14 protein-coding genes and 15 tRNA genes are annotated in these 15,462 nt (G+C 45.3%); 21 read left to right on the top strand and 8 right to left on the bottom strand.

Annotated elements, in window-relative coordinates:
* Positions 1-60: 60 nt before the first annotated feature.
* Positions 61-1,305: a uracil-xanthine permease family protein gene (locus tag BSR11_RS08265; RefSeq protein WP_072669940.1), complete on the top strand. Its 1,245-nt coding sequence runs from the start codon at positions 61-63 to the stop codon at positions 1,303-1,305.
* Between the two features lie 139 nt (positions 1,306-1,444).
* On the opposite strand, the gene ybaK is transcribed toward BSR11_RS08265, so the two are convergent.
* The 7 genes from ybaK to hemA all read right to left on the bottom strand — a co-directional run bounded on the left by ybaK (position 1,445) and on the right by hemA (position 7,336).
* Entirely contained in the window at positions 1,445-1,918 is a 474-nt protein-coding gene (gene ybaK / locus BSR11_RS08270; RefSeq protein ID WP_072669941.1) for a Cys-tRNA(Pro) deacylase, read from the bottom strand.
* Positions 1,919-2,000: 82 nt separating this feature from the next.
* Positions 2,001-2,852 (bottom strand): 3-deoxy-8-phosphooctulonate synthase, encoded by an 852-nt coding sequence (gene kdsA / locus BSR11_RS08275; protein ID WP_072669942.1) that lies wholly within the window; start codon positions 2,850-2,852, stop codon positions 2,001-2,003.
* 22 nt (positions 2,853-2,874) lie between these two features.
* The gene (locus BSR11_RS08280) at positions 2,875-3,684 is read right to left on the bottom strand and encodes a SirB1 family protein (protein ID WP_072669943.1); all 810 of its coding nucleotides are present in this window, start codon (positions 3,682-3,684) and stop codon (positions 2,875-2,877) included.
* 21 nt (positions 3,685-3,705) lie between these two features.
* On the bottom strand, positions 3,706-4,089 hold the full coding sequence (locus BSR11_RS08285) for a SirB2 family protein (protein ID WP_072669944.1): 384 nt from the start codon (positions 4,087-4,089) through the stop codon (positions 3,706-3,708).
* A gap of 10 nt (positions 4,090-4,099) precedes the next feature.
* Positions 4,100-4,948, bottom strand: coding sequence for a peptide chain release factor N(5)-glutamine methyltransferase (prmC, locus tag BSR11_RS08290; protein WP_422636403.1), 849 nt, complete (start codon positions 4,946-4,948; stop codon positions 4,100-4,102).
* Between the two features lie 7 nt (positions 4,949-4,955).
* Complete coding sequence (gene prfA / locus BSR11_RS08295) at positions 4,956-6,044, bottom strand: peptide chain release factor 1 (RefSeq protein ID WP_072669946.1); 1,089 nt, start codon at positions 6,042-6,044, stop codon at positions 4,956-4,958.
* A 35-nt stretch (positions 6,045-6,079) separates the two neighbouring features.
* On the bottom strand, positions 6,080-7,336 hold the full coding sequence (gene hemA, locus BSR11_RS08300) for a glutamyl-tRNA reductase (protein ID WP_072669947.1): 1,257 nt from the start codon (positions 7,334-7,336) through the stop codon (positions 6,080-6,082).
* Positions 7,337-7,493: 157 nt separating this feature from the next.
* On the opposite strand from hemA, the gene lolB reads away from it, so the two are divergent.
* The 20 genes from lolB to BSR11_RS08405 all read left to right on the top strand — a co-directional run bounded on the left by lolB (position 7,494) and on the right by BSR11_RS08405 (position 13,886).
* Entirely contained in the window at positions 7,494-8,111 is a 618-nt protein-coding gene (lolB, locus tag BSR11_RS08305; protein WP_072669948.1) for a lipoprotein insertase outer membrane protein LolB, read from the top strand.
* Positions 8,108-8,980 carry a 4-(cytidine 5'-diphospho)-2-C-methyl-D-erythritol kinase gene (gene ispE, locus BSR11_RS08310; RefSeq protein WP_072669949.1) on the top strand — a complete coding sequence of 291 codons (873 nt, stop codon included), beginning with the start codon at positions 8,108-8,110 and terminating at the stop codon, positions 8,978-8,980. The genes lolB and ispE overlap by 4 nt, the downstream gene beginning before the upstream one ends.
* A gap of 29 nt (positions 8,981-9,009) precedes the next feature.
* Positions 9,010-9,954 (top strand): ribose-phosphate pyrophosphokinase, encoded by a 945-nt coding sequence (locus tag BSR11_RS08315; RefSeq protein WP_004394723.1) that lies wholly within the window; start codon positions 9,010-9,012, stop codon positions 9,952-9,954.
* A 147-nt stretch (positions 9,955-10,101) separates the two neighbouring features.
* Positions 10,102-10,692 (top strand): aminoacyl-tRNA hydrolase, encoded by a 591-nt coding sequence (gene pth / locus BSR11_RS08320; RefSeq protein ID WP_072670065.1) that lies wholly within the window; start codon positions 10,102-10,104, stop codon positions 10,690-10,692.
* An 11-nt stretch (positions 10,693-10,703) separates the two neighbouring features.
* Positions 10,704-11,795 carry a redox-regulated ATPase YchF gene (gene ychF / locus BSR11_RS08325; RefSeq protein WP_072669950.1) on the top strand — a complete coding sequence of 364 codons (1,092 nt, stop codon included), beginning with the start codon at positions 10,704-10,706 and terminating at the stop codon, positions 11,793-11,795.
* 326 nt (positions 11,796-12,121) lie between these two features.
* A tRNA-Met gene (locus BSR11_RS08335) sits at positions 12,122-12,198 on the top strand.
* Between the two features lie 39 nt (positions 12,199-12,237).
* Positions 12,238-12,322 (top strand) — tRNA-Leu (locus BSR11_RS08340).
* 36 nt (positions 12,323-12,358) lie between these two features.
* A tRNA-Gln gene (locus BSR11_RS08345) sits at positions 12,359-12,433 on the top strand.
* 81 nt (positions 12,434-12,514) lie between these two features.
* Positions 12,515-12,591: transfer RNA gene (locus BSR11_RS08350), tRNA-Met, on the top strand.
* A gap of 43 nt (positions 12,592-12,634) precedes the next feature.
* Positions 12,635-12,719, top strand: a tRNA-Leu gene (locus BSR11_RS08355).
* Between the two features lie 26 nt (positions 12,720-12,745).
* Positions 12,746-12,830 (top strand) — tRNA-Leu (locus tag BSR11_RS08360).
* A 36-nt stretch (positions 12,831-12,866) separates the two neighbouring features.
* Positions 12,867-12,941: transfer RNA gene (locus BSR11_RS08365), tRNA-Gln, on the top strand.
* Between the two features lie 43 nt (positions 12,942-12,984).
* Positions 12,985-13,071: transfer RNA gene (locus BSR11_RS08370), tRNA-Leu, on the top strand.
* A gap of 13 nt (positions 13,072-13,084) precedes the next feature.
* Positions 13,085-13,159 (top strand) — tRNA-Gln (locus BSR11_RS08375).
* Positions 13,160-13,204: 45 nt separating this feature from the next.
* A tRNA-Leu gene (locus tag BSR11_RS08380) sits at positions 13,205-13,289 on the top strand.
* Between the two features lie 33 nt (positions 13,290-13,322).
* A tRNA-Gln gene (locus tag BSR11_RS08385) sits at positions 13,323-13,397 on the top strand.
* A gap of 44 nt (positions 13,398-13,441) precedes the next feature.
* Positions 13,442-13,526, top strand: a tRNA-Leu gene (locus tag BSR11_RS08390).
* A gap of 12 nt (positions 13,527-13,538) precedes the next feature.
* Positions 13,539-13,615, top strand: a tRNA-Met gene (locus BSR11_RS08395).
* 66 nt (positions 13,616-13,681) lie between these two features.
* A tRNA-Gln gene (locus BSR11_RS08400) sits at positions 13,682-13,756 on the top strand.
* Positions 13,757-13,801: 45 nt separating this feature from the next.
* Positions 13,802-13,886, top strand: a tRNA-Leu gene (locus BSR11_RS08405).
* A 52-nt stretch (positions 13,887-13,938) separates the two neighbouring features.
* Here the strand turns inward: BSR11_RS08405 and BSR11_RS08410 are convergent.
* The gene (locus tag BSR11_RS08410) at positions 13,939-15,072 is read right to left on the bottom strand and encodes a flagellin (RefSeq protein WP_072669952.1); all 1,134 of its coding nucleotides are present in this window, start codon (positions 15,070-15,072) and stop codon (positions 13,939-13,941) included.
* Positions 15,073-15,462: the final 390 nt, after the last annotated feature.

Here is a 15,462-nt window from a genome sequence, read left to right on the forward strand (position 1 = left end):
GCAATCGTTTGCAAAGATGATAGAATCCCGCGAATTTTATTTTGCTTCAGGGAAAACACGATGAAAAATGCCATTCAAGGCGCACAAATGCTATTTGTCGCATTTGGTGCTCTGGTCTTGGTTCCATTACTAACCGGGCTTGATCCTAACGTTGCTCTGTTTGGGGCAGGTGTAGGCACCTTAATCTTTCAACTCATCACTCGCCGATCTGTACCTATCTTTCTCGCCTCTTCTTTCGCTTTTATTGCTCCGATCATGTATGGCGTACAAACTTGGGGAATTGGCGCAACAATGGGTGGCCTAATGGCCGCAGGCGCAGTCTATGTGTTACTCGGCGCCATCATTAAAGTTCGAGGTGTGGGCTTTGTACACACGCTATTACCGCCCGTGGTCGTTGGACCGGTTATTATGGTGATCGGATTGGGTCTCGCGCCTACCGCAGTCAATATGGCTCTGGGTAGAACAGGGGATGGTTCAATACAACTGATCGATGCACAAGCTGCATTATGGATCTCTGCGATTTCATTGCTGGTCACTGTCGGGGTGAGTGTTTTTTCGCGAGGCTTTTTTAAGCTGATCCCTATTTGCGCAGGTATTGCCGCGGGTTATAGCGTTTCTCTCTACTTTGGTGTGGTCAGCTTTGTTCCTGTTCAGCAAGCCGCATGGCTTGCATTGCCAAACTTTACCTTTCCTGAATTTAATATTAATGCCATTTTATTTATGATTCCGGTCGCGATTGCTCCAGCCGTTGAGCACGTAGGTGATATGTTAGCCATATCCAATGTGACCGGAAAAGATTATCTGAAGAAACCGGGCTTACACCGTACTATTGCAGGTGATGGGTTTGCCACTATGGCAGCCAGTATGGTCGGTGCACCACCGAACACCACTTACAGTGAAGTCACTGGTGCAGTCATGTTGACCAAAGCTTTTAACCCGGTGATTATGACTTGGGCGGCAGTAACGGCGATTATATTAGCCTTGGTCGGTAAACTTGGGGCATTGCTACAAACCATTCCTATCCCAGTAATGGGTGGCATTATGATTTTGCTGTTTGGGTCAATTGCTACCGTTGGGCTCAACACGCTGATCCGAAACCAAGTCGACCTACACAAATCACGAAATCTAGTTATTGTCGCTGTCACCTTAGTCTTTGGCATCGGTGGCATGGCATTTGGTATTGGTGAATTTAGTTTACAAGGCGTAAGCCTGTGTGGGATTGTTGCGATTGTTCTTAATTTAGTACTACCAAAAGATCTCGGTGAAAACCAAGTCGTCGATAACACGCAGATGGATAAGCATTGATCATGTCGCCAAGGCAGTGGCAAATTCAAGTAGGAAAATGATAAGTAAAGCTCTCGTTCATCTGAGGATCATCAATAGACGTCATCGAGATGGACGAGAGTATCCAAGCGACCAACTCGCCATAACAGGCTAGAAAAATTTATTGGCATAAATCAGCAAGTTCACCGCCAGTAAGCTTTGCGAGATCTTGTGGGCTGAGTTCGATCTCTAAACCACGCTTCCCTGCACTGACACACAAAGTGGTCAATGTCTCGGCGCTGCTGTGAATAAAAGTCGGCAAGCGTTTCTTCTGCCCTAAAGGACTGATCCCACCAACCACATAACCCGTCACTTTTTGAGCCACCTCAGGGTCAGCCATTTCGGCTTTTTTCGCTTTTGCTGCTTTTGCTGCGAGCTTTAAGTTGAGCTTTTTCTCGACAGGGATCACCGCAACGGCTAAATGCTTGGCTTCACCATTGAGACAGAACAATAACGTTTTGAATACCGTCGCCGGATCTTGTCCCAAGGCTTGCGCAGCCTCTAAGCCATAGCTAGGGTGGCTAGGATCGTGCTCATAGTGATGAATCGTGTGGGCGATGTGCTTTTTTTTCGCTAAATCAATTGCTGGGGTCATACTTAGCCACTCCTTATTGCCCAAACAAAAAAAACGAGTAAGGAATTATCTTACTCGTTTTTTTAAAGCGCAAGGACTTAACTTAACGAATATCGATCGGTGCAAAGCTCTTAATCAAATCATCCAAGGCTTTCATTTGTGCCAAGAAAGGCTCAAGCTTATCTAATGGTAATGCTGACGGACCATCACATTTTGCTTGGTCAGGCGTTGGGTGGGCTTCGATAAATAAACCGGCGATCCCCGTTGCTAATCCAGCTTTAGCCAGTTCTACGGTTTGCTCGCGGCGGCCACCAGAAGCGGCTCCCAATGGATCGCGCATCTGTAGTGAGTGGGTAACATCAAAAATGATTGGACTGCCTTGAGAGGCTTTTTTCATCACGCCAAATCCAAGCATATCGACCACTAAGTTATCGTACCCGTGACAAGCGCCGCGCTCACATAAAATCACTTGCTCATTGCCACATTCCGCGAACTTTTCAACAATATTGCCAACTTGCCCAGGGCTCATAAACTGCGGTTTTTTAACGTTAATAACTGCGCCCGTTTTTGCCATCGCTTCGACTAAATCCGTTTGACGAGCCAAAAATGCAGGTAACTGGATAACATCGACAACCTCAGAGACTGGTTGAGCCTGCGCTTCGGTATGTACGTCGGTAATGATTTTCACCCCGAAGGTCTCTTTCAGCTCTTGAAAGATTTTCATGCCCTCTTCCAAGCCAGGCCCACGGTATGAATGTACCGAGCTACGGTTAGCCTTATCGAACGACGCTTTAAACACGTAAGGAATACCAAGCTTTTCGGTTACTTTGACGTAGTGCTCGCAAATTTGCATCGCCAAATCACGAGATTCCAACACATTCATACCCGCAAACAGCGTAAAGGGATGATCATTGGCGACCGGAATATGACCGATATGAACAATTTTTTGTTCCATAGTGAGTTCTCTTAAGTTGTGATTAATGCAGCGTCACTGGATAAACCGTCAGCGCATTCATTTGATTCTTGAGTAACTGCGCTGCAGGATCATCAGGGCAGTGTTCAATAAAGTATTGGAAATCGGATAACGCCACCTGATGACAATCTAACTGCTGATAGATAAAACCACGATCTCGTATCTCATAAGGATCATCAGGGACAAAAGTTAACGCTAAATTGGTGCAGCGCAGCGCCAAAGTATAGCGCTCTTCGCGCAACAAGGCACTTTTCAATAAGGCTAGCCAACGACCAATAATCGTTGGATTGTCTGTCGGTTGGATGTGTTCTGCCTGTAAACGAGCTAAAGGACCTTTATGACCAACCAACCACGCATTAAGCATGTATTTCGAGACAAACTCGCCAGAAAAAGGATTAAGATACAAGGGCGCTTCGTCTGGCCAATGAACTTCAAGTAAAAATTGGGTAGGGAAAGTAATCCCTTGTACGGGAAAATCAAAGCGCCTAGCAAAATAGAGCAATAAAGCCCCGAGACTGACGGGTATTCCCTGACGACGCTCAAGGACTTTATCAATAAAACCATTACGAGAATGGAAATAGGACTCTTTATCACCACAAAAGCCCCATTGACGATAAAAAACATCCAAAAATAGAGCGAAACGCTGCTTTGCATTCGATTCATCAGCCAAAGCAAGCTCAGCTTGATGATACAACTTTTGTAACTCAGCGAGAGCCCAATCGACCTTTGTCTCTGGGTTGATGGCCTTATTTAATGCCAGCGCACCTTCCACTAAATCCATTGCATCAAAATCTTCATCAAACAAGTTCAACATAGATTTATCGAGTCCATGATATTAACTGAAAAACATCGGAGCTTTAGAAGCGGTAACTTTGCCTGCCATAATCAACCACCCCATGGCACCAAGAAAAGCAAACGAGCGTAGCAGTTTATTACGGCCAAATTTGAGGGCAAAAAAGCCCAAAGCAATATAAGCCAAGACACAAGTAATTTTATCGGTCATCCACGGGGCTGCAGCCGTATAAGGTATAAAGCCAGTGATCACAATAAGCCAAATTCCAGTGATTAATAACAGACTATCGTTGATGTGCGGATAAATTTTCAGAAACTTATGTTGTAACCAATGAGAATCCATCATCATTAAAATATAACGAACACTCAATAAGAAAGCGCTAATCGCAATAGTGAAAAGATGGAGTGATTTAAGTCCTTCGTACATGTGTTCCTCTTTAAAATCGATATTGACCCAAGGTGACTCGATCGTTACCAGCATAATCTTGCTCGGTAACCACTTGTTGATACCCTAGTTCATTGAGAATGGCTTGCACCGCTTTGCCTTGTTGATAACCATGTTCAAACAATAACCATCCTTGATCGAGTAAGTATTCACGAGCCATTATCGCGATATGTTTAATATCGGCTAATCCATTATCGCCTGCGACCAAAGCGCTTTTAGGTTCAAAACGGACATCGCCTTGCTGTAAATGGGGATCGTGTTCCTCGATGTAAGGCGGGTTAGAGGCAATCACAGCAAACTTTATACCGTTAGCGAGAGGGGTAAACCAACTGCCTTGTAAAAATGTGACATTGGTGATTCGTAATCGTTTGCGATTATCGTCGGCAAGCTCAACGGCCTCTGAGCGTAGATCAATACCCAGCACATTACGCTGAGGCAACTCTGAAGCAAGGGCTAATGCAATAGCCCCAGTTCCTGTCCCTAAGTCAAGGATATCACCGTCACAAAGCTCAGCTTTATCGAGTGCCAATTCAACTAAGCGCTCAGTATCAGGTCGAGGTATTAAGGTCGATGGCGCAACTTTTAGGGGCAACGACCAAAATTCGCGTTCCCCAATAATATAAGCGATCGGCTCACCTACGATGCGCCGTGCGAGTAATGCTTCAAAAGCGGAAACCAAGTCTGGGCTGAGTACTTTATCTGGCCACGTCAGTAAATACGAACGTGGTTTTTGTAACACATGGCAAAGCAGTAGAGTAGCATCGAGAGACGGCGAATCACTGCCGCTCTCGGTCAATTGCCGCTTCGCCTTAGCCAATAAGGCTTGTATCATCATGACGATTAATCAACTAATGGTTATCGGATAACGCAGCCAGCAGATCCGCTTGATGCTCTTGGACAACGGGATCAATCAAAGCTTGTAAATCACCTTCCATCACTTCATTGAGACGATAAATAGTGAGGTTAATACGATGATCGGAAACACGGCTTTGTGGGTAGTTATAAGTACGAATACGATCACTGCGATCGCCTGAACCGAGTAGGTTGCGTCGTGTATCGGATATTTCCGCTGCGCGTTTTTTCTCTTCCGCTTGAACAATCCGAGCGCCAAGTACAGACATCGCTTTAGCTTTGTTCTTATGTTGAGAACGCTCATCCTGACACTCAACCACAATCCCCGTCGGCAAGTGAGTAATCCGAATCGCTGAATCCGTCGTGTTAACGTGCTGACCACCCGCTCCTGATGAGCGGAAGGTATCAATTTTTAGATCGCTGGCTTTAATTTCAGGAATTTCTGCTTCAGGAATTTCTGGCATGACCGCCACGGTACAGGCTGACGTGTGTACACGGCCCTGAGATTCTGTCGCGGGAACACGCTGCACTCGGTGGCCGCCCGATTCAAATTTCAATACCCCGTAAGCTCCGTCACCATTAACTTTGGCTATCATCTCTTTGTAACCACCATGCTCAGCTTCACTCGCCGACATGACTTCAATCCGCCAGCCTTTTTTCTCAGCAAAACGGCTGTACATGCGGAATAGATCACCAGCAAAAATACCGGCTTCGTCACCACCAGCACCAGCACGAATTTCTAGAAAGCAGTTGCGATCATCGTTCGGATCTTTCGGCAATAACAAAATTTGCAACTCAGCACTTAAGCGCTCAATTTCAGCTTTGGCCGTTTTCATCTCATCTTGCGCCATCTCGCGCATTTCCGCGTCGTCTTCTTTGGCCATCTCTTCTGCAGCCAGCAAATCTTCCTGAGCTTGCTGATAGGCTTGGAAGCATTTGGTGACTTCTTCGAGCTGCGAGTACTCTTTTGAGAGCGATCGAAATTTATTTTGATCACCGATCACGGCAGGATCACCTAATAAGTGTTGCACTTCTTCGTAGCGCTCCACCAAAGATTCAAGCTTAACTAAAATCGACGCTTTCATAATTTCTTCTTTAATAAATAAGGATTTAGAAATGATTACAGGTCATCAAGACCCAAACTTTGTCTAATAATTGCCAGTTTTGCTGGCTCCCCTTGCTCCGCTGCCATCTGCAACGCGCGCGTTGGGGTATGGATTAATCTATTGGTCAGTTTATTACTTAACTCGATCAACAATTTTTCCGCATCGCCTCCAGCGGCTAACGCTTGTAAACTTTTACTGAGTAACTCTTCACGGATGTGACTCGCAGATTGACGATAGTCACGAATACTATCCACGGCCTGCAGCGAGCGCATCCAGCTCATGAACTCCGCGCTTTCCTCACTGACGATCGCTTCGGCTTGAATCGCCTCAATCTTCCGTTGCTCAATATTGTTCTCAACGATGGACTGTAAATCATCCACTGAATAGAGATAAGCGTCATCGAGTTCACTAACTTGTGATTCTACATCACGCGGCACGGCAATATCGACTAACAGCATCGGTTGGTGGCGACGCGCTTTGAGTGCACTTTCAACCATCCCTTTACCAATGATGGGGAGTGGACTAGCGGTCGAGCTAATCACAATGTCCGCCTGTGCTAAATAATCAGGGATCTCATTTAAGGTGATCACTTCAGCGTCAAAATTTTGCGCCAAAGCCATAGCCCGCTCACGAGTTCGGTTAGCCACGATCATTCGCTGGCAACCGTGACCATCTAAGTGCTTAGCAACCAATTCGATGGTCTCTCCTGCTCCAACCAACAGCACCGTAGCTTTGGTCAATGACTCGAATATGTGTTTTGCTAGTGTACAGGCGGCATAAGCAACGGAGACAGCATGACCACCGATATCCGTTTCGGTCCGCACGCGTTTAGCAACCGAAAACGCTTTTTGAAACAACTTATCTAAGGCCGAATCCACCATGCGATTTTCTCGCGAATCCGCATACGCTTGTTTTACTTGCCCTAAAATCTGTGGTTCACCCAAAACTAATGAATCCAATCCACAAGCGACGCGCATCAGATGACGAATTGCCGCCTGCTCTTCATGAACATATAAACTGGGTTTTAACGTTTCCAAATTGACTTGATGAAACTGAGATAGCCACTCTATTAGCTTATTCTTACTTGCCACCTTAACATCGCAATACAGCTCAGTTCGGTTACAGGTTGACAAAATCACACTTCCCTTGACATAAGGTTGACCAGATAAATGGCGTAAGGCTTCGGACAGTTTATCTGGTCCAAAGGCCACTTTTTCTCGCAACTCAACCGAAGCTGTATTGTGATTGATACCAATAACAAGCAAGGACATGTATCGAGGGTTCTCTGATAAGAAGTGGATTGAGCGGCGAATTTTACTTGATGCACCTATTTATTGAAAGAGCGATTGGGATTTGTTTTCCCGAGTTCGTGATATCAATGGTATAGTGACGGCTCTTGTGTCCCATAAATGGATAAATAACGAGCATATGATAATATTTCCGCCACGTATTTTTCTGATGATCACCTTACTCTTAGGGTTATGGGGCTGCAGCAGCCTTCCTGACCCTATTAGTGATGTAGAATGGCAATCACACCAAGCTCGCTTAAAGACCATTAAGCAGTTTCAACTGGTTGGCAAACTTGCCTATATTGATCCCAATCAGCGTCAATCTCTCAACTTTCAGTGGCAAATCTCCCCCCAGCAAACCCAACTACGCCTAAGCACATTTTTAGGGCAAACGGTATTAAACTTATCGATTGATCAACAGGGTGCGCAAGTCATCACTCATGATGACAACGTCTACCGAGCTGACAATGCCGAACAATTGATTGCTTCTCTGACTGGGTTAACGCTGCCTATCGAACTTTTACAAGCGTGGATTATCGGTTTACCCACTCAAGCGGATCACTTTGAATTAAATTCGAACAATACCTTGGCTAGGTTACAAAAAAAACAAGGCCTTTCTCACTGGACTGTGGATTATCATCGCTACCGCGAATACCCCTGGCAAGATAAACCTCTTCCTTTGCCAGACCGAGTATTGCTCACCCAACAGGATACTTCGATTAACCTAGTGATTTCTAAGTGGACACTCACGCCATGATACAACAAACAACGGTGTGGCCATCACCCGCTAAATTAAATCTGTTTTTGTACATTACCGGCCAACGTGCTGATGGCTATCACGACTTACAGACATTATTTCAATTTATTGACTATGGCGATGAACTGACGATTACCGTCAATCAAACAGGCCAGATCACTCTCACACCTCCGTTAGCAGACGTCGCCCTGCAAGACAATCTGATTTATCGTGCAGCTCGTGCCTTGCAACAGCAAACCCAGAGCTCGCTCGGCGCGGATATTCAATTAATCAAACGCTTACCCATGGGCGGTGGAATTGGTGGTGGCTCTTCTAATGCGGCAACAGTATTGGTGGCGCTCAATTATTTATGGGGCTGTCGGTTAAGCGATGATCAACTCGCCACAATTGGCTTAACCTTAGGGGCCGATGTTCCAGTTTTTATTCACGGCTTCTCCGCTTTTGCCGAAGGTGTTGGAGAAAAGCTCCAACCAGTGCAGCCAGAAGAAAAATATTATCTCGTGGTTCGTCCAAATGTGAGTATTGCAACAAAAGTGATTTTTTCTCATCCCAATTTACCGAGAAACACAGCAAAACGTGATATTAATACCCTACTCAATGAGAACTACGAAAACGATTGCGAAAAAATTGTCCGATTGGAGTACCCAGAGGTTGATAAGCAACTTTCATGGCTGCTACAATACGCGCCGTCAAGATTGACCGGGACTGGGTCTTGCGTTTTCGCTGAATTTTCGAGCAAAAAAGAAGCGCAGGCTGTCCTTGCGAAACTCCCAGACACTGTCTCTGCGTTTGTCGCTCAAGGCCGCAACGTATCACCACTAAAAGAGACACTGGCTGATTACCAATCAGCCGACACCCAACCTAATTAAAAACTGGACGCAACCCTGAGGTTTCCACCGTGCCTGATATGAAGCTATTTGCTGGTAACGCCACACCTGAACTAGCCCAACGTATTGCTGAACGTCTATACATCTCCCTTGGTGATGCTACTGTTTCTCGCTTCTCTGATGGAGAAGTGGCAGTGCAGATCAACGAAAATGTTCGTGGTAGCGATGTATTTATTATTCAATCAACTTGTGCCCCAACCAATGACAATTTAATGGAATTGGTGGTAATGATTGACGCAATGCGCCGCGCTTCAGCAGGCCGTATTACTGCTGTCATCCCTTACTTTGGCTATGCACGCCAAGACCGTCGAGTGCGTTCTGCTCGAGTTCCGATTACGGCGAAAGTCGTTGCTGACTTTCTCTCTAACGTAGGGGTTGATCGAGTCTTAACCATCGACCTACACGCAGAGCAAATTCAAGGTTTCTTTGATGTCCCAGTAGATAACATCTTCGGTACTCCCGTTCTCTTGGAAGACATGAAAGCACGTAATCTAGAAGATCCTGTTGTTGTATCTCCGGATCTGGGTGGTGTGGTACGTGCTCGCGCAACAGCAAAAGCACTCGGTGATATTGATATTGCGATTGTTGATAAACGTCGCCCGCGTGCTAACGTCTCTGAAGTCATGAACTTAATCGGTGACGTTGAAGGGCGTGACTGCGTGATTGTCGACGATATGATCGATACCGGCGGCACCTTATGCAAAGCAGCTGAAGCACTTAAAGAGCGCGGAGCAAAACGTGTATTTGCTTATGCAACCCATGCGGTATTTTCAGGCAATGCGGCCAAAAATATTAAAAACTCCGTACTTGATCAAGTGATCGTTACCGATTCAATCACTTTGTCTAAAGAAATGGCAGCAACGGGTAAAGTAACTCAGCTAACCTTATCGACCATGCTTGCAGAAGCGATTCGTCGCATCAGTAACGAAGAGTCTATCTCTGCTATGTTTAACTAAGCTTGCGGTAGTCTTTGATCGGTAAAATACCTCGTCAAGATGACGAGGTATTTTTGTTTCACGGCGTCGAGCATCAGCCATCTCGCCCTTTTGCGCTTTTCTATGCTATCATACCGCGCTTTTTTCGTTTCCGAAGGGATCCTAGCCTTGAGTCAACCAATTAAATTACTTGTCGGTCTGGCCAACCCGGGGCCTGAATACGTCAATACACGACATAATGCAGGTGCATGGGTCATCGAAGAACTGGCCAGAGTGCACAATACGACACTAAAAAGTGAAGTGAAGTTCTTCGGATTAACTGGTCGTATTTTGGTTAATGGCGAAGACCTACGTTTACTGATTCCGACGACTTATATGAATTTATCCGGTAAAGCCGTCGCGGCTCTTGCTAAGTTTTATCAGATTAAACCAGAAGAAATCATGATAGCTCATGATGAACTGGATCTTCCTCCCGGTGTAGCTAAATTTAAGCAGGGTGGCGGACATGGTGGTCATAATGGGTTAAAAGACACCATCAGTAAATTAGGCAACAATAAAGAATTCTACCGTCTTCGTATTGGCATTGGCCATCCAGGACACAAAGATAAAGTGGCAGGTTATGTGTTAAGTAAAGCTCCTAACCAAGAGCACGAGTGCATCCTAGCAGCAGTAGATGAGTCTGTTCGCTGTCTCGATATCTTACTGAAAGATGGCCTAACTAAAGCGCAAAACCGCTTACACACGTTCAAAGCTGAATAAGGTTACCAAATATGGGTTTTAAATGTGGCATTGTCGGTTTACCTAACGTAGGTAAATCAACTCTTTTTAATGCACTGACTAATGCAGGTATCGAAGCGGCTAACTTCCCGTTTTGTACTATTGAACCAAACACTGGTGTCGTACCAGTGCCTGATTTGCGTCTTGACGCATTGGCAAAAATTGTCAATCCGCAACGCATATTACCCACCACAATGGAGTTTGTGGACATCGCAGGCTTAGTCGCTGGCGCATCAAAAGGGGAAGGATTAGGTAATAAATTTTTAGCCAACATCCGCGAAACTGATGCGATTGGTCACGTAGTCCGCTGCTTTGAGAACGAAAATATTGTTCACGTCGCAGGAAAAGTATCACCTATTGAAGACATCGAAGTGATCAATCTTGAGTTGGCTCTCGCTGACTTAGACAGTTGCGAACGCGCGATCCAACGTCAAACGAAACGTGCCAAAGGTGGCGATAAAGACGCTAAATTTGAGCTTACTGTTTTAGAAAAACTATTGCCCGTACTGACTGAAGGGGGCTCTGCACGCTCTGTCCCCTTAAGCAAAGAAGAGCTTGCCGCAGTTGGATACCTTAATTTCCTCACCCTTAAGCCAACCATGTACATTGCTAATGTGAATGAAGATGGCTTTGAAAATAATCCCTATTTAGATGCAGTCCGAGCTCATGCCGCCCAAGAAAATGCCTCTGTCGTCGCCGTATGTGCAGCGATTGAAGCTGAACTATCTGAATTAGAAGAAGAAGAGCGTGCTGAGTTTCTTGCTGATCTGGGTATTGAAGAGCCAGGCTTAAACCGAGTGATTCGTTCAGGTTATGAACTGCTTGATTTGCAAACTTACTTTACCGCAGGGGTTAAAGAGGTCCGTGCTTGGACCGTTCCAGTAGGAGCTACAGCCCCTCAAGCGGCAGGAAAAATCCACACTGATTTTGAACGTGGATTTATTCGCGCCGAAGTGATCGGTTACAACGACTTCATCCAATATCAAGGTGAAAGTGGTGCAAAAGAAGCCGGAAAATGGCGCTTAGAAGGTAAAGATTATATTGTCAAAGATGGTGATGTCATCCATTTCCGCTTTAATGTATAACACTTAACCTCTATCGAAAAAAGCCAACGTAATGTTGGCTTTTTTGTAACGCTCGTTCACGGCTTATTTTCACATCAATCATCAATAAACTACGATTATCGGTTTGATGTAGAATAAGAAAATCTCTCGCTTTGGGATAGATTTTGATCAGAAATAGCCAGCTTTGTTTAAAAAAAACTCGAACAGTTGGTTTTCGGGAATTTATTCAAAAAAACTATTGACGCTCTACAGCCATATCCGCATAATGCGCACCGTTCGCAGTGAGAAGGCAACTTCAAAACTTCGAAATTTAAGGCTGACTGTGAGTGATAAGCAGTTTAGCAATTGGCTACGTAGCTCAGCTGGTTAGAGCACATCACTCATAATGATGGGGTCACAGGTTCGAATCCCGTCGTAGCCACCATTTCCTAAGTGTTCTTTGGTAGAATATTCAGGAAATAATGCGGAAATGGCGAAATTGGTAGACGCACCAGATTTAGGTTCTGGCGCCGCAAGGTGTGAGAGTTCAAGTCTCTCTTTCCGCACCATTTATTGATAAGCTGTCCAAAGCAACTTATCACCGTAGGTCTATCGCCAAGCGGTAAGGCAGCGGCTTTTGATGCCGCCATTCCCTGGTTCGAATCCAGGTAGACCTGCCATTATTTCTTTAAGTTTCAATACATAAAAACTATTGGAACTGATAGCGAGAATAGATTATAGTTTCTCGCTCTATAAAAGATGGCTACGTAGCTCAGCTGGTTAGAGCACATCACTCATAATGATGGGGTCACAGGTTCGAATCCCGTCGTAGCCACCACTTATTTTACCTACTCCTCAAGGATAAGGTACGATAGCGAGATGCGGAAGTGGCGAAATTGGTAGACGCACCAGATTTAGGTTCTGGCGCCGTAAGGTGTGAGAGTTCAAGTCTCTCCTTCCGCACCATTATCTCGTTATAAAAATAAAGTTTTGCGGAAATGGCGAAATTGGTAGACGCACCAGATTTAGGTTCTGGCGCCGCAAGGTGTGAGAGTTCAAGTCTCTCTTTCCGCACCATTTATTGATAAGCTGCCCAAAGCAACTTATCACCGTAGGTCTATCGCCAAGCGGTAAGGCAGCGGCTTTTGATGCCGCCATTCCCTGGTTCGAATCCAGGTAGACCTGCCAACTATTTAGTTCCATCAATACTGTATCAGCATTCACTGAATTTGCGGTGGTGGCGAAATTGGTAGACGCGCTAGCTTCAGGTGCTAGTGTCCGTTAGGACGTGAGGGTTCAAGTCCCTCCCTCCGCACCAAGTTCAGTATTACAGGTCTATCGCCAAGCGGTAAGGCAGCGGCTTTTGATGCCGCCATTCCCTGGTTCGAATCCAGGTAGACCTGCCAATTACAACGATGATTTGAGTTAATCAAATTATCTACAAAATTAGTGCGGAAGTGGCGAAATTGGTAGACGCACCAGATTTAGGTTCTGGCGCCGCAAGGTGTGAGAGTTCAAGTCTCTCCTTCCGCACCATTAATTAAGTTAGCATAGCCTGCTATCACCTACAGGTCTATCGCCAAGCGGTAAGGCAGCGGCTTTTGATGCCGCCATTCCCTGGTTCGAATCCAGGTAGACCTGCCAGTTACAACGATGATTTGAATTAATCAGATTATCTACAAATTTGTGCGGAAGTGGCGAAATTGGTAGACGCACCAGATTTAGGTTCTGGCGCCGCAAGGTGTGAGAGTTCAAGTCTCTCCTTCCGCACCATTAATTAGTCGTGGCTACGTAGCTCAGCTGGTTAGAGCACATCACTCATAATGATGGGGTCACAGGTTCGAATCCCGTCGTAGCCACCATTTATCGTTAGTTACTGTTGGACAGTTGATTTAACGATAAGCCTGTTATTAAATTGACGGTATTACAGGTCTATCGCCAAGCGGTAAGGCAGCGGCTTTTGATGCCGCCATTCCCTGGTTCGAATCCAGGTAGACCTGCCAATTATAACGATGATTTGAGTCAATTAGATTATCGACAAAATTTGTGCGGAAGTGGCGAAATTGGTAGACGCACCAGATTTAGGTTCTGGCGCCGCAAGGTGTGAGAGTTCAAGTCTCTCCTTCCGCACCATTAATTTAAAAACCCAGCTTTAGCTGGGTTTTTTATTATTACTCAATCTAAATTACCCCAATAGCGCAAGTGCTGCCGTTGGTGCTTGTTTCGCTTGAGCTAAGACAGAGCTTGAGGCTTGGCCTAAAATCTGTGATTTAGTCAATGCCGTCGTTTCTTTCGCAAAGTCGGTATCCTTGATCCGGCTCTTAGACGCATTAACATTTTCATTAATGTTATCCAAGTTATTAATTGCATGGCCAAATCGATTCTGGAACGCACCTAGCTCTGCACGATGACTATCAACATATTTAAGCGCAGCATCGACCACCGCCACTGATTTTTGCGCCCCGCCAACGGTCGTCACATCAATTGTATCGATAGTGATCGCTTGCCCCGTTTGCATGTCTAACTCGGTAGCTAATGCACCACTAAAAGCGACTGCACCAGTGACATCATTATTTCCCGTAAAGATCTGTAGTTGCCCCTTCTCATTCACTGAGGCTTGCACTAAGTCTGTTTGACCATTGATGTAAGTCGCCACTTCTTCAATATCATCACCAACTTTGGCGGTAATATTAATGATTTGCTCATCACCATTGATATCGGTCAGGGTTAATGTTAAATCGTTACTACCGTCACTAACTGTCCAATCTTTATCCGCTTCAGTCGCCGCAACGTAACTGGTTCCTCCCATCATCGCGTTATCACTACGCATGTCTTTCATGGTCAGCATTACAGCTTCACCGCTCTGAGATCCAATTTGGAACGACTTCGTTTGGAAAGTACCGTTCAATAGACGATTACCCGCAAATGAGGTGGTCTCTGCGATACGATTCAATTCATCATTAAGTGCCGTGACTTCTTCTTGAATCGCAACACGCTCAGATTTTGAGTTTGAACCATTCGCAGATTGTAAAGAAAGATCCCGCATCCGTTGCAAAATGTTGGTGGTCTCATTCATGGCGCCTTCGGCGGTTTGTGCCATGGAAATACCATCATTCGCGTTACGAACAGCAACATCTAAGCCACGACTTTGCACATTCAAACGGTTTGAGATCTGCAAACCTGCAGCATCATCTTTCGCACTATTAATTTTAAAACCTGAAGACAAACGTTCCATTGACGTTTGCTGTGCACTGGTTGCACTGTTCAGGTACCTCTGTGCCGTCATCGCTGACACGTTAGTGTTTACATTTACCGCCATAATTGGTCTCCTATTAATATTAGACGTAGCGGAACTTGCCGAACGGTTTCCGACGTCTCGGAATACCACGTAGTTCTCTCAAAGTATCTTTAATAGCGACTTAGGGAACCATTCCTTTAGAAGATTTACTGAGCAAGATGAATTAAATCATTTAGAAAGAGAGATATGAGGTATAGAACACAAAACCAATTGAAAACGACATAAATCGCTCAAGATTTAGCAGTAATGGTCGGGGGGGGATATGAGAAATGGATTGGCAGAAAAAAGAAAAGCCCCTTTTCCTTTGAGAGAACTGGGGCTATGGTTGGCAGCCATTGCCAATGTGGAGATCAAGAGAAATGAACACATTATGGCTAACCATAATGTATGGTTATTTTCCGAGTATAAACA

The organism is Vibrio injensis (assembly GCF_001895205.1).
Classification (GTDB): domain Bacteria; phylum Pseudomonadota; class Gammaproteobacteria; order Enterobacterales; family Vibrionaceae; genus Vibrio; species Vibrio injensis.